This is a genomic window from Marinobacter sp. DUT-3 (genome assembly GCF_050379435.1).
Classification (GTDB): domain Bacteria; phylum Pseudomonadota; class Gammaproteobacteria; order Pseudomonadales; family Oleiphilaceae; genus Marinobacter.
The window spans coordinates 371,927-392,565 of sequence record NZ_JBNRMG010000004.1 but is presented as its reverse complement, the minus strand read 5'-3'; the positions used below and the strand labels follow the sequence as shown (position 1 = coordinate 392,565).

Sequence of the window (20,639 nt, the reverse complement as noted above, 5' to 3'; positions counted from 1 at the left end):
TCCTCAGGTCGGAGCTGCGGTTTGTAGGCAGCCCCGTATCAATTCGTGGACCGGTTATTTAGCGTCGAAACCCTTGCCTTCTTCAGCGCGCTTGGCCAGCAGCGCCGCCGGCTTCCAGAAGCCTGGCTGGGTGTGGCGGTCTTCGGTGAAAGCCTGCATGGCGCGCACCACGTTGGGCAGCCCGACTTCTTCGGCGTAGTGCATGGGGCCACCACGGAACACCGGGAAGCCGTAACCGGTCAGGTACACCATGTCGATGTCGGAGGCGCGCTGGGCGATGCCTTCGTCCAGAATCTGGGCGCCTTCGTTCACCAGCGCATACACGCAACGCTCGACGATTTCCTGGTTGCTGATCTTGCGCGGGGTGATGCCCAGCTCGGCGCGGACTTCGTCCACTACCTTGTCCACTTCCGGATCGTGCAGGGCGTTGCGGTTGCCCGGCTCGTAGCGGTAGAAACCGGCGCCGGTCTTCTGGCCGTAACGGCCCATTTCGCACAGGCGGTCGGCGACGACCATCTTCACCATGTCCGGGTTTTCTTCGTACTGGCGCTTGCGGATGGCCCAGCCGATGTCGCCGCCGGCCAGGTCGGCCATGCGCAGCGGGCCCATGGCAAAGCCGAACTTCTCGATGGCCTTGTCGATCTGCTGAACGCTGGCGCCTTCTTCCAGCATCAGCAGAGCTTCGCGCTGGTACTGGTTGATCATGCGGTTGCCAATAAAGCCGTCACACACGCCGGAGACCACGGCGGTCTTCTTGATCGCCTTGGCCAGCTTCATGGCGGTGGCCAGTACGTCCTTGGCGGTTTTCTCGCCGCGAACCACTTCCAGCAGTTTCATGATGTTGGCGGGGCTGAAGAAGTGCAGGCCGATCACGTCTTCCGGGCGCTTGGTGAAGCTGGCGATCTTGTTCAGATCGAGGGTGGAGGTGTTGGAGGCCAGAATGGCGCCTTGCTTGCACACTTCGTCCAGTTTCTCGAACACGGACTGCTTCACCCCCATTTCTTCAAAGACGGCTTCAATGACCAGGTCGACGTCGCTCAGGTCGTCATAGGTGAGGGACGGGGTGAGCAGTGCCATCTTGGCCTTGGCGTCGTCCTCGCTCATGCGGCCTTTCTTGACCCGGCCTTCGTAGACTTTCTGGATGGCGGCCACGCCGCGGTCCAGGCCTTCCTGTTTCATCTCAACGAGCGTCACCGGAATACCGGCATTGAGGAAGTTGATGCTGATACCGGTACCCATGGTGCCACCGCCGATCACGCCCACGGATTGGATGTCACGCACCGGAGTATCGGAGGGCACATCGGCAATCTTGCTGGTCAGGCGCTCGGAGAAAAACGCGTGGCGCAGGGCGCGGGATTCCGGGGTCTGCATCAGGTTCACAAAGGCTTCGCGTTCGACCTCCATACCCTTGTCAAAAGGCATGGTCACAGCGGCCTTTACCGCGTCCACGCACTTCAGCGGCGCCGGATAATTCTTCGCCATGGCACCCACGGTGTTACGGGTGAACATGAAGAAGCCTTCCGGATTGGGGTGCTTCGCCTTCAGGTCGCGCACTTTCTTCAGTGGCAGGTTCTCGTTGGCGACCTTGGTGGCGTAGGCAATGGCGGCGTCCAGCAGTTCGCCATCAACGATCTCATCAAACAGGGCGCTACCCTTGAACTGCTTCGCAGGCACCACGCTGCCGGACACAATCATGTTCAGGGCATGTTCCGCGCCGATCACCCGGGGCAGACGCTGGGTGCCGCCGGCGCCGGGCAGCAGGCCCAGTTTCACTTCCGGCAGGGCAATCTGGGCATCGGGTTTGGCGATGCGGTAGTGGCAACCCAGGGCCAGTTCCAGACCACCGCCCATGCAGGCACCGCTGATGGCGGCAATGACCGGCTTGCGGCTGCTTTCCACGTAGTTGATGACGGTGTTCAGGTTGGGTTCGGCGGTGGCTTTGGAGGAACCAAACTCACTGATGTCGGCGCCGCCGGAGAAAGCGCGGTCGGAACCAATCAGCACAACGGCTTTCACCGCGTCATCGGCTTCCGCCTGGCGGATGCCGTTGACAATGCCCTGTCGCAGGGCCAGGCCCAGGCCGTTGACGGGTGGGTTGTCGAGTCGGATAACGGCAATGGCGCCGTTGAGATCGTAATGGGCGGTACTCATTTGGGCAGCTCCCTGATACTGGAATCGGGTTGATCGTTGGCATGAAGACGCGCGTTGAAATCTCCATACACTGGTGTATTGTTGGTCCATACACTAATGTATGTTGTGGGCAGGGTCAACGGTTTAAAATTTGTTGAGCCTGTTCATGTAGAATGCACCCGACATCGCCAGCAGCAGGATCTGATCACCGAATGACCGACACCCGACAGCCCCGACGTACCAGCCGCAAGACGCCGGCAAAAGCGCAACTGACCCGTGACGACTGGCTGGACGCCGCCGCCGGGGAGGTGGCTTCTGGCGGTTTTAGCCACTTGCGGGTGCTGACACTGTCGAAAAAACTCGGTGTCACCCGGGGCAGTTTTTATTGGCACTTCAAGGACCATGAGGATCTGGTGGTCAGCTTTCTCGACCGCTGGCGGGATCGGCGGCTTCACGAACTCCAGTACTGGAAGCCCAAAGGCGGGGATGTGGAAACCGAGCTAAAGCAGATTCTGGAGCTTCTGCTCACCGATGCCTCCCGTAACATTCGCCGCCTTCAGGTGGAGCTGGCGGTGCGGGATTTTGCCCGTCGGAATGACTATGCGGCGGAGCTGGTGACCGAGGTGGACGAAGCACGGATCAATCAGAACTGCGAGCTGTACCAGCGTCTGAGCAGCGATCCCCAGCGTATACGGGATCTGGCGCTGTTGATGTATGTGGCCACCATCGGATCGCAGGTGGTGCTGACGGGCAAGAAGGGTGACGCCGAGACCATTCGCCGGGTTGAAGACCTGATGGCGCGCCTGGCTTTGGGGCAGCGTGATGACGACTAGATGGCTGGCCCTGCTGGCGCTGGACGCCTGCATTGGTTTTGCCCATGGTGCCGAGAGTACTTGCATGGAAGGCGCGAAAACGGAACTGGAGCAGCTGTACTGTCAGGTCGTCCGCAAAGGAGGGGGTGCCGGGTTGCCTTCCCCAACAGATTTCAAACGCAACGATCCACAGGTGCAGGCGTTGCTTTTGCGCCGCCCCGCCGGGCGTCTGGGGCTGGACGTGCCAGACGTCGGTGCCTCGGCAGCGCCAGGTGGCCAACCCTCGCAGGTCGGTCGGGAGCTTGCGGATTCAGAGCCTGAAGCTGAGTCGCAACCCCAGGGTCAATTGACGGAGTGCCAGCTTCAGGGCCAACGCATTGCCTGCCCACAACGTCGTTTCGATCTGGTGACAAATCAGCCCAACAGCAAACTGACCGACGGTGTCCTGGCGTCGAACAACCGCCTCGGGCTTGGCCCGTTCAAAGGCAACCGGAATGACGAGGAAGCGGTGCGGCGCTATCTGTCAGATGCCTACGACCGCTACATCCCCAAAATGGTGGACATTGGCCTGGGCGCCAGCACCATGAGCTTCACCGCATTCCATCATGCCTTCCACACCATGGAAGACGGCGGTGTCGATTTTGCCCGACGCATGGAACAAACCTTTTCCCTGCTTAAACAGGACAAGAAAAACCTGGCGGTAGACACCCGTGATCACGATGAGCTGCCGGGCGACCTTTCCCTGTGCATGGTGATCAATCGCGACATCATTGTGTGCGATAACGTGGGCACCAACTGGGTGTACGTCAGCCCGACCCGCTAGCACTTTACTCGGTTTGCAGAAAATCGTTGAGGTAGCCTGCCACCGCGGCCGGCTGTTCCTCCTGTAGGAAGTGCCCCGCCTCCACCTGCTCCACTCGCACGGACTCGAAACATTCCTCAATGTGATTGAGGTATTCCGGGATAATCACCTTGTCCTTGTTGCCATAAACATACATGGATGGCATCGGCCAGCGATGGCCCGCCGTAGTGGCCCAGCGTTTGGCGTCGTCGCGAAAGGTTCGGTAGTAGTTGGAGCTGGTACCGGGGGTGCCCGGAATCCGGAAGGTACGCACGTATTCGTCGAACGCGTCTTGCGGAAAGGGTTCACCGTTCCAGGTGCGCAGGAAATGTCCCAACCAGGTCTCTTCGGCGCCGGCGACCATGGCTTCCGGCAAGCCCGGTGTTTGCATGAAGTGCTGGTACCAGTAGGCGGCGCCACTGCCGGAACGGACCTTCTCGATGACTTCCTGATTGCCCTTCAGGTTGTTAATGATCGCAATGTTCATGATCACCATCCGCCGCACCCGGTCGGGGATGGCCAGGGCCACTTCCTGGGCGACAATGCCACCCCAGTCATGGCCCACTAGCTGGAAGTCGCCGATGCCCAGGCTGTCCAGCAGGCTGATCACATCCTGCGCCATCTCCTGTTTGCGATAATGCTCCACTTCCGGGGATCGTTCACTGTCGCCCAGTCCCCGCAGGTCCGGAGCGATGATGCGAAAACCCGCTTTCAGGTGTGCCGCCACGTGCTCCCAGCAGTAGGAGCTCTCCGGCCAGCCGTGGATCATCACCAGTGGCTGGCCCTCGGGGCTGCCGCCTTCCCGCCAGGCGAATCGGCCCCGGGGCGTTTGTTGCAGTTTCGGGTCGGACAGTTGCATTGCGGGACTCCATGTCAGTTAACGGTACTTGTGCGAAACCTTAAACGGCCCGGCGCGAAGGCGCAATCAGCGGGTGTCCACAGGCCGGCCCAGATCCCTGAGCACGGTGTCCACAACCATCGGGCTCCACAACAGGCGGTTGTGACCCAGACCACTGGTGCGCAACACCTCCGCCTTGTCCCAGGTTTCGGCAACTCGCTGGCTTTCTTCCGGCGAAATGGACGTGTCGTCGTCATCAATGACGATCAGGCCCCGCTGGGTGAGTGAGCGGGAAAGAATCTCAAGGTCCAGTTGGTCCCACACCGATGCCCCAAAACGCTCCTCCATCAGCTGCAGGTGAACGGACAGCACCTCCGGACTCAGCCCCAATTGCCTGCCCAGGTTCTCCATGACCGCGGTCAGGCTGACCGGCGGCGCCAGCATTGCCACGTAATTGGCCTGAAGTCCGTCCGTGATGGCCCTGGCCACGGCGATGCAGCCGATGGAATGCGCCAGTATTCCGTGAACCCGGCCAACACTGGCCGCCACCTTTGCGATGACTTCGGCCATTTCATACAGGTTCGTGCTTTCGCCCTGGGCGCGGCCATGGGCCGGCGCGTCGAAAAGCACCACCCGGTAACCGGCTTCCACCAGTGGGTCGACCCAGGCGCCGAACTGGATGCCGGCTCCGGCCCAGCCATGAACGCCGAGAATCACCGGGCCCTGACCCCAGGAGTACACCGGAATGGTGCGTGAGCCATGTTGAAGCTGGGTATAGCTGTCGGTGTTGTCCAGCAAATGCTCGTAGCGGGTGGGCATGGGCAGTCGGGATGGCCTGAATGCCATCCGGTTAACCAGTCGCCCGGCTTTCTGGGGCGATACTCGTGCATACAGTTGAAGCGCCAGCCGCGTGGCGGAGAGCCCGACATTGGTCGGCGCCTTTGCCGGAGTGGCGGAAGGGTGAAAGATTTCAGACTGTGTATTCAGTTGTGAGGTCATGGAGAAAATCCTTCTTCGTGCTCTGGTGGATGACAGGATCAGGTTAGGGCTTGCGGGTGGCCAGCAGGAGTGTCATATTTGACATATAAAGTGCGAAAAGGGCCACTTCCATCATGAACATTGCAATCGTTGCCTTGCCCAACTGCCATGCCTCCGGAGTGCACGGTTTGATGGATTTCTTTACCGTGGCCAACTACTGCGGTCGTGTCCCGGCAAATCACAATGAACCCCTGTTCGACTGTCAGGTGGTGACGGTGGACAACGAGCCAGTGCGTGGTTATAGCGGTGCCATGGTTACGCCAACGGTTTGTCGCGAAGACTTCCGGCCGGACCTGATTGTGGTGGGTTCTTCCGTGGAGGCGGCGGTCAGTGCCGAGCGGGTGGAGCGCACATTGGCGCCGGCCATCCCTCTGCACGGCTGGCTGCGACAGGGTTTTGAGCGGGGAGTTGTGCTGGCGAGTGTATGCACCGGCAGCTTTGTGCTGGCGGAGGCGGGCTTGCTGGATAATCAGGTCGCCACCACCCACTGGCGCGCCGCGCCGCTGTTTCGCAGCCGCTATCCCCGCATACGGCTGGAGGAAGAGCACCTGCTGGTGGATAACGGCCAGATTATCTGCGCCGGTGGGGCGACGGCGTTTATGGATCTGTGCGTCTACCTGGTGGAACGCTTTGCGTCACCATCGGTGGCGCTGGCCTGCAGCAAGATGCTGGTGCTGGACGGCCGTCGGGTGGAACAGACGCCCTACATGGCGTTCTACAGCCGCAAGGCCCATAAGGACGATGCCATCCGCAAGGCACAAACCTGGCTGGAGCAGCACTATTCCGAACCACTCACTATCGATGATGTCGCCGAGGTTGCTGGCCTCGGCACACGAACCTTCAAACGCCGGTTCAAGGAAGCGACCGGAGAGACGCCCATTGGCTATCTCCAGCACCTGCGTATTGAAGCGGCCAAGCACAAGCTGGAGTCGAGCCGCGAGCAGACCGCCCGGATTATCTGGGGTGTGGGTTATGAAGATGCCAGTTCTTTCCGGCGACTGTTCAAGCGGACCGTGGGCTGCACCATGGAGCAGTATCGCAAGCGCTTCAGCTACGTGACACCCATGGCGGGGTAATCGGACAGCGTTTTACAAGAGTGTCATACGTTCACTTCCGTACGGCAAAAAACGCTGTGGCAAGCTATGCTTACCGGCTTTCATGAATCGTTGGAATGCCCGGAATGCTTGAGACGTTTTTCTCCACCTACATCAGCAGCACCATTCGCTTTCTGTTCCTGCTAGCGCCCTTTTTTGTGGTGACCATGTTCCTGGCGCTGACGCGGGGGCTGCCAGCGACTGAAAAGAGTTCCATCATTCGCCGCTCTACGGTGTCGGCACTGGTTCTGGGGCTGATTCTGTTCTTTGCCGGGCCGCTGTTGTTCAGCGCTATCGGGATCACCCTCAACTCCTTCCGCATTGGTGCCGGTAGCCTGTTATTCCTGACAGCCATCAGCCTGGTTACCAGCGGTACCCGCAATCACGCCACGGGCCTGCCCGAGGAGGATCGTGATGATGTCGCGGTGGTTCCCCTGGCGATCCCGGTGATGATTGGCCCGGCCACCATTGGTGCGATCATGGTTTATGGCGCGGAGTTGAAAGCCGTGCCGGAACTTGCCGGTGGCCTGCTGGGGCTGGTGTCGGGGTTGGTGATTCTGGCCGTGCTTTTGCACCTGTCGGGGTATCTGGAAAAGGCTCTGGGTAAAACGGGTCTGAACATCCTGTCCAAGATCAGTGGCCTGATCCTGTCCGCCATGGCGGCTGAAATTGTACTCACGGGTATTGCCGGGTTTATTGCGTCCGTTGGCTGATGGTGGCGGGTTTCTCCAGCCCGTATTGCTGTTGCAGGGACTGAACGAGCGCCTGGCGGTCCGTCAGGAATTGATTGAACTCCGCAATAATCTCAGGGTGTTTCAGGGTAGACAGGTGGTAATGGCTTGCTCTGGTTTGCATCAGCCTGGGGGCGGGTACCAGACGGTCGCCAACATTGAGTACCTCAAACTGATGCCTCGCCACCGGCGCCGCCAGGTTGAATGTCTCAATCCGACCGGCCAGCGCCATTCTGACGAGGTTGGACGGTCTTCTTGCGGTTTTCAGTTCCACCTGCCCTGAGTCAATCCTGTCCTGGAATTTCCAGGGCGTGAAGCCGTCGATGGTGCCAAAGTCCCGCATGTCGTCAGGCTCCATGTGAGCTTGGCCGGCGGCCACGTAAATGACGTCCTCGAAGGTCAGTAGCGGTTTTGTATAGGTTACTGAAATGCCGAGTTTTTCTGGACCGTTCCAGTTGGGGTTGTCCGGTATGGCGAAATCGTACGCTCCGGCGGTGTATTCGTGGGTCATTCTGCGGATGGGGCGGACGTGATAGGTGAACTCGATATCGGCATGATCGGCAAAGGCTTCCATCAGGTCCGCCATGTAGCCGGAATAACGATTGTTGGCCGGATCGGCACGGTAGATTGGATAATAATCGATGTCCTGGACCACCACCGTGTATTGTCGGGGCTCCGCATTGGTATAGCCTGTAAGCCCGAGCATCAGGAAGCAACAACACAGCCATTGGCGTGGCTGGCTGGGTCTGGTAATCAGGGAGGCGAGCATAAGCGTTACCGTGAACCGGAGATAACAAACGTACCGACATAATAGTAAAGTACGCGAGTGAAGAGTATTAGCTGGATGGCTAGAGCGACTGTTTAACCCCGGAAAAGGCCTGGCAAGCAAAGTTATGAGTGTTAACACCATTGAGCGCAATCGCACCCGGCAGAACTTTGATGGCGTGTCATCGGTCTGGTTGTTCGGTTACGGGTCGCTTATTTACAAAGTGGACTTCCCTTTTCTGGAGCAGCGGCCGGCAAGTATTGAAGGCTGGGTTCGCCGTTTCTGGCAGGGTTCCCATGACCACCGGGGCACCCTGGAGGCGCCGGGGCGGGTAGTGACGCTGATCAAACAGCCTGGGGCAAGGTGCAAGGGAATGGCATATCGGGTGTCTCCGGATGTTTTTGAGCACCTGGATCACCGTGAGAAGAACGGCTATCTGCGCTTCAGTACCGCCATGACCTTTGATGATGGCAGCCAGGAGCAGGGTCTGGTCTACATTGCCACTGAGGATAACGAGGCGTTTCTGGGGCACGCGCCAGAAGCGGATATCGCCCATCAGATTGCCCGCGCGGCCGGCCCCAGTGGTCGCAACGACGAATACCTGCTGAAACTTGCCCAGGCTCTGCGCCATCTGGGTGACGATGATCCTCATGTGTTCACTATAGAGAGCCTGTTATCCCCCTGAATGGGCCATGGCGCCCGAGCTTTCTGCTGAAAGCCTGGCGTGACCTCCTGACATTCAACTCCCAATCGATATCCTGAACTCAGGGTGCGCTTCCGACCACGAAAGAAGCGCGATATCCGGGATACGATGACCACATTCCGACCCAGCATCGGGTAGTCCGCATCATCCGTGATGCTCAAGTGCCGCCTTGCATATAAGTCCGCAGTGGGTCCTCATCGAGCCGGTGGTCGGCATGAGAGAGGGCCGCGATAAACAGGGAGAACAACTCCGATTGGGAGGAGAGGTCCAGTTTGCCGTACAGGTTCTTACGGTGCATCTGTACGGTGTCCGGTGAGATATCGAGCTTCTGTGCTGCTGACTTGGACGAGTGACCACGCAGCAGCAGGAGAGCGACTTCGCGTTCGCGCTCGGTCAGGATCGATCGACCGAAGTTATGGAATGCCGATTCCACCTGTGACCGCAACGTGATCGGCTCGGTGCGTGGGCGGGGCTCGATGACTGACTGCCAGTAATGCAGCATTGCGCCCTGGATAACCGGATTCAGCGAGCGCAATCGATCCAGCTCGCGCCGGGTAAAGGGCGGATGTGGCTCCAGGCGGCCAATGCCGAGGGAAAGCTGTACGTCTTCACTGGGTGCGATCAGGAAATAGGCGTCGTCGAGCAGCGAAGCTTCCTTGTAGTAGGTGCGGTAATAATCGCTCTGGTAGAAATCGTCGGGTGCTATCTCCGACAGGTGGTAGAAACCGGGAGGCAAACCATCGGAGAAAGCGATGCAGAAAGGATCCAGCAGGTAGGCACCTGAAAAATAACTGTCGATGTGAGATTTGCGAAGAGCGTCGGGAATATCCTGCTCGTAGAGCAGCGAAGGAATCTCGCCGCGTCTTTCCAGCGCCAGCAACACACCCTCTACCTCCACGACCTCATTGATGGCGTTGACGAGATAGCGAGGAAATTCGTCACTGTCCAGTTGCTGGAACAGCGCGCCTACGGCTTCGCTCCAGCGTGATAGCTGAGATTGAGGAGGGGCCATGCCTACTCCCTGTCTGTTTTTGTTAGCACCATTGTGCGCCATCTTATCTCTGCTGGCCATTCCCTCAACAGGGTATAGCAGCCGGTTCTTTTCTCCATTGTTTGATAGCCGTGAAAGCAAGCATGGAATGTTTGATATTTAAGCCATTCTGCTGATGAGGGACACTGCAATGGCCGGAATCGCTCAGCCAGGTTGGGCTTCCGGTTTCTGTTATTGCTTTGTGTCACCTTTTGGGGGTGGTCGTTTCTCACACGGTCACCCCCTTTTTTTCTGTCGGCAGATGACGTGCTACTCATGCTCTGATGTCGCTTGGCATAAGCGGAGGAGAGAATGAATGAGGTTCCAATAACTTCCAGGGCCAATGACACGGATTCGTTCCCGAAGTCCCGACCTGTACTTGCTGGCTGGCGTCTGCACCCGATGCGTGAGCGGCTGTACAGTGAACTGCATAACCGACCGTTTCACCTGCTGGAGAATCCGGCGCAGCTTTCTCATCTGGCCATCCAGCACGGTGGCAAGCTGCAGGAGCGGGAGCAGGCGCTTCTTGCCGACCTGTGTGATCGTTTCGGGGTCGTTGCGCCGACCGATTCCATGCCGTGTTTTCACCAGGATTTCGGTTTATTCAGTCTGCGTTGGGAACGGCACATGGAGTTCTCGACCTACACCTTTATTCGTCAGACAGCGCGCCGTGAGGCGCCTTTTCAGAAAAATGCCATCGATGCCGTGCCGAGAGACTGGCTGTCGTCTTTACCGGGTGAGCTGGTCGCAGCGGTCCACGTCGAGGTTGAAGGCGCGTCTGCAGGAAACAGCAGCGAATCCCTTGCGCCGGTTTTTGACCACATGCTCCCGGTTGGCAGTGCGACCAGTGCCGGGCGCTCCCAGATCTGGACCTCCTTTAAGCTTCACGAGGACGGTTTTGGCCGTTTCCTCGTCTGTGATGACGAGTTGACGCCAGCTCAGCGCGGACGACTGGTTCAGCGGGTGCTTGAGCTGGAAACCTATCGTTTGATGGCGACCCTGGGATTGCCGCTGGCACAGGAAGTCAACGCGGTTCTGACGCAGTTGGACCAGCAGCTCAAGCTGCTGACCACCAGGATCGCCCAGGCCCACCTGTCCGTTAGCGACCGGGAGTTGCTGGCGGAGGTGTCGTCGATGGCGGCGAGGGTGGAAGATCTCCGTACCCAGAGTAATTATCGTTTTGCCGCGACGCGGGCATACTATGACGTGATCCGCCAGCGAATGGAGGAGTTACGCGAGCAGGAAATTTCCGGTCATCTGACGGTTGGGGCGTTCCTGCGTCGGCGCATCAGTCCGGCGGTGAAAACCTGCCGCGCGGTGGAAAACCGGCTGGAAAGTATTTCACGCCGCGTTGCCCGTGCCAGTGAGCTGCTGCGTACCCGGGTCGAGCTCGTCGTGCAGGAGCAGAATCAGGACCTGATGAAAACAATGAATCGTCGCGTCCGGGTCCAGCTTCGGCTACAGCAAACGGTCGAGGGGCTCTCTGTCGCTGCGATCAGCTACTACGCCATCCAGTTGATTGACCTGATCCTGGGGGCCGGTCAGGCCTCGGGGCTTGTCTACGACCGTGAGCTACTGCTGGGCGCTGCGGTGCCAGTCGTGATTGGCACCGTCTTCTTCGCGACAAGGGTGATCCACAAACGATTGTTCAAGGGGGTATAGCCCCACCTGCTATAGAAGAGGCACAAAAAAAACCGGGGCGGATACCCCGGTTTTTTTGTGCCTCGTTTAGCTTGCTTCAGCTCGGCTCAAACAGCACGTTCATGGCGACAGTGAAGATCGCGCAATCGGTGGCTGGGTGGCTTTGAATGTTATCCAGCAGGGCCTGCCAGCGCCGAACAAAGGGAGCGTGTTTTTCCGACCAGCTTTGGACGACCGTGGCAGGCATCTCGTCTGCGCCACGATGACGCAACGCACTGAGCGTCAGGGTCCGTTGCTGGGCGTCCAGATCATCCCGGTAACTGTTTCGCGCCAGCGCCTGCCAGTGGTTGTTTGCCTTGAAGGTGCGGATCTGATGGTCCAGCCATGGCAGATTCAACTGCTCACCGAGCTGGAAATACACCGCGGCGACGTCGTGTACCTCCTGCCCCAACTCAGTGGCCGCTTCGACAATGTCCAGCAGACAGTACAGGCCATTGCTGGCGGCACACTGCGCCGCCAGCAATTCGGGGGCCCCGGCTTCGGTATAGCGCTGGAAATGCTGTTGCCAGCGATCCCGGGACGGAATTGCCTGCTTGAGCGGCTCGATGCCGGCCAGCATCTGGTTGATGCCGGGACGGTAACTGGCGATACAGTTGTGCAGGTCAAGGTCGTGTCGGCGACGGCTTAACAGCCACCAACTGGCGCGACTGATCAGATGACGCAATTCACGCATCATGGCGAGCTGAATATCGCTGGCGATCTGGTTGTCCAGCGCCTCGATTTCATTCCAGCGCTGATCGATACCGTACAGTTCGCACGAGATCAGGTACGCCGCAGAGATCTGGGCGTAATCGGCGCCCGTCGCCTTGTGCAGGTTGTAGACGAAGGTAATGCCCATGCGGTTGATCAGGTCGTTGGCGATCTGGGTCGCGATGATTTCCCGCCGCAACTGGTGGTTGTGCACCGCTTCCGGATAACGCTCTACGAGAAGCGCCGGAAAAGCGCTTTCCAGTGCCTTGGAAAAACGGCAATCCTCGGTCACCCAGGAATCGATCAAGGCGCGCTTGAGCTCGATCTTGGCATGGCATATCAGCACCGACAGCTCTGGCCGGGTAAGCCCCTTGCGCTGTTCGCGGCGCTCAAACAGGGTCTTGCGTTCCGGCAGCGCTTCAAACTGCCGATCCAGCTTGCCGCTGGCTTCCAGATCGTCGATCAGGTGGATGTATTCATCCAGTGCCTCGTTGGCGTCCTGCTCGGCGAGACTCAGTGCCTGCACCTGCCGGTAGTTGTTCTTCAGGACCAGATCGGACACCTGATCGGTCATACGTCGCAGCAGACTGTTGCGATGCTCCAGCGTCAGTTCGTTGTGTGCCACCAGGGCATTGAGCAGGATCTTGATGTTGACCTCGTGGTCTGAACAATCCACCCCGCCGGCGTTATCGATAAAGTCCGTGTTGGACGCCCCGCCTGCCAGGGCAAACTCGATGCGTCCATGCTGGGTCAGGCCCAGGTTACCGCCTTCTCCGATGACCTGGCAGCGAAGCTCGCTACCGTTGACCCTGACATTGTCGTTGGCTTTGTCGCCGACCTCGGCGTGGGTTTCAGACCGGCCTTTGACATAGGTGCCGATGCCGCCATTCCAGAGCATGTCGACCGGTGCCTTCAGCAGGGCGCTGATCAACTGGTCTGGCGTCATCTCGTCGGCGCTGATTGCGAAGCGCGCCTGCATCTGCGGGGTGATGGCGATCCGCTTGGCTTTGCGTGAGAAGACGCCGCCGCCCTGGGATATCAGCGATGTATTGTAGTCGGACCAGTTGGAGCGGGGCAGGGCAAACAGGCGATGCCGCTCTGCTGACGCTGCCGCCACGTTCGGATAGGGATCGACAAAAATATGCTGATGGTTGAATGCCGCGACCAGCTCGAGCGTGTCTGACAGCAACATACCGTTGCCGAACACGTCACCGCCCATATCGCCGATACCGATGACGCTGAATGCGTCACGCTGGCTGTCCAGCCCGCGCTCGCGGAAATGACGCTTGACCGATTCCCAGGCGCCACGCGCGGTGATTCCCATGCCTTTGTGGTCGTAGCCCTGGCTGCCCCCGGACGCGAAGGCGTCGCCCAGCCAGAAGTCATACTCAGCTGCGATCTCGTTGGCGATGTCGGAAAAGGTTGCGGTGCCCTTGTCCGCCGCGACCACCAGATAGGGGTCGTCATCGTCGTAACGAACGACGGCGGTGGGCGGGACGACCTTCCCTTCAAGCAGGTTGTCGGCGATGTCCAGCAAGCCACGAATGTAGGTCTGATAGCAGGCAACGCCCTCGGCATGCAGCTGCTCCCGGCTGCCATCGGTCGGCAGCTGTTTGGCGATGAAGCAGCCCTTGGCGCCCATGGGCACGATGACGGAGTTTTTCACCTGTTGCGCTTTGACCAGGCCCAGGACTTCGGTGCGGTAATCTTCGCTGCGGTCGGACCAGCGCAGCCCGCCACGGGCGACCTTACCGGCACGCAGGTGGATCCCTTCCATCCGGGGGGAGTACACAAACACCTCGTACTTGGGACGCGGCAGTGGCAGCTCGCTGATGGCGCACGGATCCAGCTTGAAGGCAAAGTAGTCCTTGAGATTCCCCTCCGGGGTCGGCTGGAAGTAGTTGGTGCGCAACGTGGCGAGGATCAGTTCAAGGAAGCGCCGGATAATACGGTCCTCATCGAGGTTCTCGACCTGCTCCAGTGCATCCACGATGTGTTGCCGGGTAGTTTCACTGGCGGATGCGGCATCATCCTGTCGGGGATCAAAGCGCTGCTCGAACAGGGTCACCAACCGTCTGCTGATGTTGATGTGTCGACAGAGCACGTCGGCAATGAACGGCTGGCTGAACCCGAAACGAATCTGGCGAATGTAGCGGGCATAGGCGCGCAGCAAGGCGACCTGGCGCCAGTCCATGCCGGCCATCAACACCAGGCGGTTGAACTCATCATTCTCGGCCGCGTTGTGCCAGATGCGGTGGAAAGCGTCACGAAACAGCGGTTGGGCCTGCTCCAGCTCGACAGCTTCTGTGGCGCAGAGCGTGAAGTCGTGAATCCAGAAGCGGCAACCGTCGGCGCGGTTGACGGCAAACGGATAGCCGTCGATGACCTTGACGCCCAGGTTTTCCAGGATCGGCACCACGTCTGACAGGGACAGTGAATCCGCCCGGCTGATCAGCCGGAAACGAAACCGTCTCGGGTCGGGGTGGTGGCTCTGGGCAAAGCTGCTGGTCAGTTGGTCGGGCTCGTTCAAATCGTTGATTAAACGGATATCCTCAACCGCCTGGGCAGGCGCCACATGTTCGCGGTAGGCACTGGAGAATGCCTGCTGATACGGGGTCGCCAGGGCTCCTCCAGTCTCGATCAGGCGCGTCGCCCAGTCATCTTCCGAGACCGCAGGTTGATTCAGAATCTGGTTGTTTTGGTTGTTTTCAGACATAGCAATACCCTCACAGTGCCATAACAGAATTGTGTAAGGACAAGAGCCGCGGCGCGGCTCCTGATTTCAGGGAGTGTTGAGCGTTCGGGCCTACATCAGGGCGTCGAACGTCTGCTCCAGCAGGTCCATGCTTTCGCTGATCAGCGCATCGGTAATGGTCAGTGCCGGCAGGAATCGGATGACATTGCCACGGATACCACAGGACAGCAGAACCAGTCCCTGCCTGGCGGCCTCACCGACCAGCGCCTTGGTCAGCTCCGCATTGGGCTGATTGACGTCCCCGTCGCTGACCAGCTCCATGGCGATCATCGCGCCGAGGTTGCGGATGTTGCCAATCGTCTGCGGGTATTTGGTCTGCAGACCGTGCAGGCGCTCGACGATACGGTCACCCACGTGCACGGCACGCTCGCACAGTTGCTCTTCCTTGATCACGTCGAGAACGGCCAGGGCCGCCGCGCAGCCGAGGGGTGAGCCGCCGTAGGTGCCGCCCAGGCCGCCGGGTAGCGGTGAGTCCATAACCTCGGCCTTGCCGACCACCGCGGCGATCGGGAAACCTCCGGCAATCCCTTTGGCCATGGTCATCAGGTCGGGTTCGATACCGGCGTATTCGCTGGCGAACATCTTACCGGTGCGCGCGAAGCCGGTCTGGATCTCGTCGGCGATCAGCAGGATGCCGTGCTGATCGCACAGCTTGCGCAGCGCCTGCATGAACGCGGGCGGGGCCGGGTAGAAGCCACCCTCGCCCTGAACGGGCTCGATGATGATGGCAGCGACACGGCTGGGCTCGATATCGCAGGTGAACAGCATGTTCAGCGCGGCCAGTGAATCCTCTGTGGAGACCCCGTGGTACTCGTTAGGGTAAGGGGCGTGGTAGATCTCACCCGGGAACGGTCCGAAACCGGCCTTGTAGGGTGCGATCTTGCCGGTCAGTCCCATGGTCAGATTGGTGCGACCATGGAAGCCGCCCTGGAACGCAATGACGCCGCTGCGACCGGTATGGGCACGGGCAATCTTGACGCAGTTTTCCACCGCTTCCGCGCCTGTGGTGACAAAGACGGTCTTTTTCGGGGTGTCGCCCGGAGCGGCGTCGTTCAGCTTTTCGGCCAGTTCAACGGCAGACTCGTACGGGGTCACCATGACACAGGTGTGGCTGAACTTTTCCAGTTGGGCCTGAACAGCCGCCTGAACTTTGGGATGGTTATGGCCGGTGTTGACCACGGCAATACCGCTGCCCAGGTCGATGTAACGTTTACCTTCCACGTCCCACAACTCGGCGTTACGGGCTTTCTCGATGTAAGCATGGGTCAGGGTACCCTGACCGCGGGCGAATGCGTTGTCCTTGCGCTGTTGCAGAGATGCATTGTTCATGGAGCTAACCTCGGTTGTTCGTTATTTAGTGAAGAACTCGGGCGACGAGCGGATCAAATGCCGCCCATGCACAGGTACTTGATCTCGACAAAGTCTTCGATGCCGTAGCGGGAGCCTTCGCGGCCGATGCCGGACTCCTTGATACCGCCAAACGGAGCGACTTCGGTCGAGATCAGCCCTTCGTTAATGCCGACCATGCCGTACTCCAGGGCCTCGGCGACCCGCCATACGCGGCCTATGTCGCGGGCGTAGAAGTAGGCTGCCAGGCCAAACGGGGTGTCGTTGGCGATTCGGACCGCTTCGTTTTCGTCGCTGAAACGGAATACCGTCGCGACAGGGCCGAAAATCTCTTCGTTGGCGATCGCCATGTCGGTGGTCACGCCGGTCAGCACGGCCGGGGCGTAGAAGTTGTCGTTCAGTTCGCCCTTGCCGCTTGGCTGGCACAGTTCGGCACCGGTGGCGAGCGCGTCGCCTACCAGCCGCTCGACCTTGGCGACCGCGTTTGCATTAATCAGCGGACCGGTGGTGACACCTTCACCGAAACCGTCGCCCAGCGTGAGCTTTGCCACCGCCTGGTTGAGTTTTTCGACAAAGCGGTCGTGGACGCCGTCCTGCACCAGAATGCGATTGGTGCACACGCAGGTCTGACCGGCATTGCGGAACTTGGAGGCCATGACGCCGGCAACCGCAGCGTCCAGATCGGCATCGTCGAACACGATAAAGGGTGCGTTGCCGCCCAGCTCCAGGGAGACTTTTTTGACGGTCTCGGCGCACTGACGCATCAGCAGTTTGCCGACGGGGGTCGATCCGGTGAACGAGAGCTTGCGCACTCGGGAATCGTTGCAAAGGACTTTCCCGACGACCGGAGACTTCAGCGTAGTGACGACGTTAAACACACCGGCCGGGATGCCGGCCTGGCGGCTCAGTTCGGCCAGCGCCAACGCCGACAGGGGCGTGTGCTCGCCGGGCTTGACCACGACGGTGCAGCCGGCAGCCAGTGCCGGGCCTGCCTTGCGGGTGATCATTGCGATCGGGAAATTCCACGGGGTGATCGCCGCGACCACGCCAATAGGCTGTTTGAGCGTGACAATGCGTTTGTCGGGGCCATGGGCCGGGATCACGTCGCCGTATACCCGCTTGGCTTCTTCGGCGAACCATTCGATAAACGAGGCGCCATAAGCCACTTCACCGCGGGCTTCGGCGAGCGGCTTACCCTGCTCACTGGTCATCAGTTTGGCCAGGTCTTCCTGATTGGCCATAATCAGCTCGTACCAGGCACGCAGGCGGGCGCTGCGCTCCTTGGCGGTCAGTGCCCGCCAGGCTGGCAGTGCCTGGTCGGCGGCATCGATCGCGGCCGTGGTTTCCGCCACTCCCAGGTTGGGCACGTCGGCGATTTTTTCCAGGGTGCTTGGGTTGGTAACGTCGAAACGGTCGCCCGTCTCAGCGTCACACCACTGGCCGTTGATAAAGGCATGCTGCTGAAACAGCGCGGCGTTGTTGATTGTCAGACTCATGGCGGTCCCCCGTTGTGTTTCCATTGCTGTGTCATTGCCGGAATGGGCTATTGGTTAGCAATCATAGGGCGACTACTATAGTGTGATAAATGTTCATCTTTATTTGTAAACGTTGATTGGGGTAAAACAATTGAAGAAGACGTTGAGCGTCAAGCTGGGGCAGGTGGCGGACTATGAGATCCGCCTGTTGCGGGTGTTCAAGTCGGTGGTGGAGTGCGGCGGCTTTGCGGCGGCTGAGACCGAGCTCAATATCGGCCGTTCAACGATCAGCATTCATATCGCCAACCTTGAGCAACGGCTGAACCTGAAGCTCTGCCGACGCGGGCGCGCCGGTTTCGCCCTGACCGAAGAGGGCATCGAGGTCTACGAGCTGATGAAGGAGCTGTTTTCGTCACTCGAAACCTTCCGTGCCGGCATCGATGCCCTGCACGTCGCGTTGACCGGTGAGTTGAAGATTATTGCCAGTGATACTGTCTGTCTCGATACCGAGGCCAAACTTGCCGAAGCGATCGCGAAGTTTTCGCAGGAGGCTCCGGAGGTCAACGTGTTGCTGGATGTGCGGGCGTTGACGGAAATCGAGCGGATGATACTCAACGACGAAGCCGATATCGGCTTTGTCCCCTTTCACCGTCAGTTTGAGGGCATGGATTACAGCCCGCTCTACTATGACCGGTGCCATCTGTACTGCAGTCACAATCACCCGCTGTTCGATGCCGTCGAGGACGAATCATTCGAGCAACAGGTACTGGCTTCCAAGGTGGTCCATGCCGGCGTACAGACGAGTGCGGAGGTGGGGGAGCAACTGGCGGACATGAACAAGTCGGCCATCGCGTATTTTTACGAAGCCCGCCTGGCGATGATCCTGTCTGGCGCCTATATCGGTTTTATGCCGGACAAGTACGTGCAGCCCTATGTAGATGCCGGACAGTTACGTCGGCTCCTGCCCAAGCAAAAGGGCTACGAGCTGGGGCTGGCTGCGGTTACCCGCAGCCACCGCAAGAGCAGCCGCGCCCGCGAACTCTTCATCGAGATCCTGCGCGAACTGCACGGTTGAGTGATGACCGGGTATCCGATCAGAGGCTGATCCAGACACTCTTGATGTCGGTGTACTTCTCCAGCGAGTGCAGCGATTTATCCCGGCCGTTACCCGAGGCCTTGACGCCGCCGAACGGCATCGTGCAGTCGCCTTCGCCCCAGCCGTTGACCCAGACCATGCCACTCTTGATCTTGCGGCTGACCCGGTGGGCGCGTGAAAGGTTATCGGTCCAGATCGATGCGGCCAGGCCGTAGGGCGTATCGTTGGCGAGGCGGATCGCTTCGTCCTCCTGCTCAAACCCGGACACCGCCAGTACCGGGCCGAAAATCTCCTCGCGCACGAACGTCATCTGGTTATGGGCGTCGACGATGATGGTCGGCCTGGCGTAGAAGCCCTTGCCCTCGACGTACTCCGGCAGGCCGCCGCAGAGTACCCGGCCACCTTCATCGATGGCGGATTGGATGTAGCGGCTGACGGTGTCGAGTTGCGCCTTGTCCACCAGCGGTCCCATGCGGGTATCCGGGTCGAGCGGATCACCAACCCGGTAGGCCGCAGTGGCTTCGACCAGGGCGTCAAGGAACCGTGCCTTGATACCGTTTTGCAGGTACAGGCGCGAGCAGGCGATACAGACTTCCCCCTGGTTCGAGAAAATGGCCGCAGCGGCGGCTTCTGCCGCAGACTTGATATCCTGACAGTCGTCGAAAACCACCATCGGCGACTTGCCCCCGGCCTCAATCCACACGCGTTTCATATTGGACTGGCCGGCATACTCCATCAGCATGCCACCGACGCGGGTCGAACCGGTGAACGCCAGTACGCTGACGTCGTGGTGCATGGCCAGAGCTTTTCCTGCCGTGTGGCCATACCCGGTCACGACGTTGAACACGCCGTCAGGGAGGCCGGCTTCCGTGGCCAGCTCTGCAAGGCGCAGGATGCTGAGCGAGCTCTTCTCGGACGGCTTGAGCACCAGGGAGTTGCCGGCGGCGAGCGCTGGCGCGAGCTTCCACACGGCCATCAACAGGGGGAAGTTCCACGGTGTAATGGCGCCGACGACCCCAACGGGCTCGTGGCTGATCAGCCCCAGTGTGTCTTTGCCCGTCGGAGCGATTTCACCATAGACCTTGTCGATACATTCGGCGGTCCAGCGAATGCAGTCGATCGCTTCCGCCAGGTCGACGTTGACCATCTCGTGGATCGACTTCCCCATGTCCAGACTGTCCAGCAGAGCCAGTTCGTTGCCGTGTTGCTCGACCAGGTCAGCAAGCCGAAGCATAACCTGCTTGCGCTGGGCCGGTGCGGCCTCGGACCAGCTGCCGGCCTGGTAGGCGGCCAGCGCGGATTGGACGGCACGGTCGATATCTGCACGGTCGCCGCTGGCAACTTCAACCAGGCATTGTTCCGTGGCCGGGTTGATCGAAGGGAAACGTTCGCCGCTTTCGGCGGGCCGGAAGCGGCCGTCGATATAGCAATCACCGTGGAGCCGGGCGCGCTGGCTCAGCTGCTGCCAATCTTTTCGTTGTTCCATGTTGTCGCTCTCCGCTAGGAATCTGGTAGCGGTACAGGCTACTCATTGCGCTGTCGGGCGCGCCATACCCTCTTGAGGGTAGGGGCTGGTTTCCCTGCCCACTACC

General features: G+C 59.8%; 16 protein-coding genes. 7 read left to right on the top strand and 9 right to left on the bottom strand.

Annotation, left to right across the window (positions count from 1 at the left end; translation table 11 throughout):
- Nucleotides 1-54 precede the first annotated feature (54 nt).
- Nucleotides 55-2,151 (bottom strand): 3-hydroxyacyl-CoA dehydrogenase NAD-binding domain-containing protein, encoded by a 2,097-nt coding sequence (locus ACQUWM_RS10105; protein WP_428922052.1) that lies wholly within the window; start codon nucleotides 2,149-2,151, stop codon nucleotides 55-57.
- 191 nt (nucleotides 2,152-2,342) lie between these two features.
- Between ACQUWM_RS10105 and ACQUWM_RS10100 the strand changes: the two genes are divergently transcribed.
- Both ACQUWM_RS10100 and ACQUWM_RS10095 read left to right on the top strand, forming a co-directional pair.
- Nucleotides 2,343-2,963 (top strand): TetR/AcrR family transcriptional regulator, encoded by a 621-nt coding sequence (locus tag ACQUWM_RS10100; protein WP_406998667.1) that lies wholly within the window; start codon nucleotides 2,343-2,345, stop codon nucleotides 2,961-2,963.
- The gene (locus ACQUWM_RS10095) at nucleotides 2,953-3,765 is read left to right on the top strand and encodes a hypothetical protein (protein WP_428922051.1); all 813 of its coding nucleotides are present in this window, start codon (nucleotides 2,953-2,955) and stop codon (nucleotides 3,763-3,765) included. The genes ACQUWM_RS10100 and ACQUWM_RS10095 overlap by 11 nt, the downstream gene beginning before the upstream one ends.
- A 4-nt stretch (nucleotides 3,766-3,769) precedes the next feature.
- Here ACQUWM_RS10095 and ACQUWM_RS10090 read toward each other — a convergent pair whose 3' ends face one another.
- Complete coding sequence (locus ACQUWM_RS10090; RefSeq protein WP_428922050.1) at nucleotides 3,770-4,642, bottom strand: alpha/beta fold hydrolase; 873 nt, start codon at nucleotides 4,640-4,642, stop codon at nucleotides 3,770-3,772.
- Nucleotides 4,643-4,708: 66 nt separating this feature from the next.
- Entirely contained in the window at nucleotides 4,709-5,620 is a 912-nt protein-coding gene (locus ACQUWM_RS10085; RefSeq protein ID WP_428922049.1) for an alpha/beta fold hydrolase, read from the bottom strand.
- A 113-nt stretch (nucleotides 5,621-5,733) separates the two neighbouring features.
- Between ACQUWM_RS10085 and ACQUWM_RS10080 the strand changes: the two genes are divergently transcribed.
- Nucleotides 5,734-6,735 carry a GlxA family transcriptional regulator gene (locus tag ACQUWM_RS10080; RefSeq protein ID WP_406998675.1) on the top strand — a complete coding sequence of 334 codons (1,002 nt, stop codon included), beginning with the start codon at nucleotides 5,734-5,736 and terminating at the stop codon, nucleotides 6,733-6,735.
- Nucleotides 6,736-6,839: 104 nt separating this feature from the next.
- Nucleotides 6,840-7,466: a MarC family protein gene (locus ACQUWM_RS10075; RefSeq protein ID WP_406998677.1), complete on the top strand. Its 627-nt coding sequence runs from the start codon at nucleotides 6,840-6,842 to the stop codon at nucleotides 7,464-7,466.
- On the opposite strand, the gene ACQUWM_RS10070 is transcribed toward ACQUWM_RS10075, so the two are convergent.
- Nucleotides 7,447-8,253, bottom strand: coding sequence for a hypothetical protein (locus tag ACQUWM_RS10070; RefSeq protein ID WP_428922048.1), 807 nt, complete (start codon nucleotides 8,251-8,253; stop codon nucleotides 7,447-7,449). The two genes, ACQUWM_RS10075 and ACQUWM_RS10070, sit on opposite strands and share 20 nt — an antisense overlap.
- A gap of 124 nt (nucleotides 8,254-8,377) precedes the next feature.
- Here ACQUWM_RS10070 and ACQUWM_RS10065 point away from each other — a divergent pair, with 124 nt between their 5' ends.
- Nucleotides 8,378-8,935 (top strand): gamma-glutamylcyclotransferase, encoded by a 558-nt coding sequence (locus ACQUWM_RS10065; RefSeq protein WP_428922047.1) that lies wholly within the window; start codon nucleotides 8,378-8,380, stop codon nucleotides 8,933-8,935.
- 175 nt (nucleotides 8,936-9,110) lie between these two features.
- On the opposite strand, the gene ACQUWM_RS10060 is transcribed toward ACQUWM_RS10065, so the two are convergent.
- A complete protein-coding gene (locus tag ACQUWM_RS10060; protein WP_406998683.1) occupies nucleotides 9,111-9,965 on the bottom strand; it encodes a response regulator transcription factor in 855 nt (284 codons plus the stop codon).
- A 330-nt stretch (nucleotides 9,966-10,295) separates the two neighbouring features.
- Between ACQUWM_RS10060 and ACQUWM_RS10055 the strand changes: the two genes are divergently transcribed.
- Entirely contained in the window at nucleotides 10,296-11,645 is a 1,350-nt protein-coding gene (locus ACQUWM_RS10055; RefSeq protein ID WP_428922046.1) for a DUF3422 family protein, read from the top strand.
- Between the two features lie 76 nt (nucleotides 11,646-11,721).
- Here ACQUWM_RS10055 and ACQUWM_RS10050 read toward each other — a convergent pair whose 3' ends face one another.
- From ACQUWM_RS10050 to ACQUWM_RS10040, 3 genes are all read right to left on the bottom strand, one after another.
- Nucleotides 11,722-15,090, bottom strand: a complete 3,369-nt coding sequence (locus ACQUWM_RS10050) for an NAD-glutamate dehydrogenase (protein WP_428922045.1) — start codon at nucleotides 15,088-15,090, stop codon at nucleotides 11,722-11,724.
- 90 nt (nucleotides 15,091-15,180) lie between these two features.
- Nucleotides 15,181-16,458, bottom strand: a complete 1,278-nt coding sequence (gene gabT, locus ACQUWM_RS10045) for a 4-aminobutyrate--2-oxoglutarate transaminase (protein ID WP_428922044.1) — start codon at nucleotides 16,456-16,458, stop codon at nucleotides 15,181-15,183.
- Nucleotides 16,459-16,511: 53 nt separating this feature from the next.
- Nucleotides 16,512-17,972, bottom strand: coding sequence for an NAD-dependent succinate-semialdehyde dehydrogenase (locus tag ACQUWM_RS10040; RefSeq protein ID WP_428922043.1), 1,461 nt, complete (start codon nucleotides 17,970-17,972; stop codon nucleotides 16,512-16,514).
- 130 nt (nucleotides 17,973-18,102) lie between these two features.
- Here ACQUWM_RS10040 and ACQUWM_RS10035 point away from each other — a divergent pair, with 130 nt between their 5' ends.
- On the top strand, nucleotides 18,103-19,026 hold the full coding sequence (locus ACQUWM_RS10035) for a LysR family transcriptional regulator (protein WP_428922042.1): 924 nt from the start codon (nucleotides 18,103-18,105) through the stop codon (nucleotides 19,024-19,026).
- Nucleotides 19,027-19,045: 19 nt separating this feature from the next.
- On the opposite strand, the gene ACQUWM_RS10030 is transcribed toward ACQUWM_RS10035, so the two are convergent.
- On the bottom strand, nucleotides 19,046-20,533 hold the full coding sequence (locus tag ACQUWM_RS10030; protein ID WP_428922041.1) for an aldehyde dehydrogenase: 1,488 nt from the start codon (nucleotides 20,531-20,533) through the stop codon (nucleotides 19,046-19,048).
- Nucleotides 20,534-20,639 lie beyond the last annotated feature (106 nt).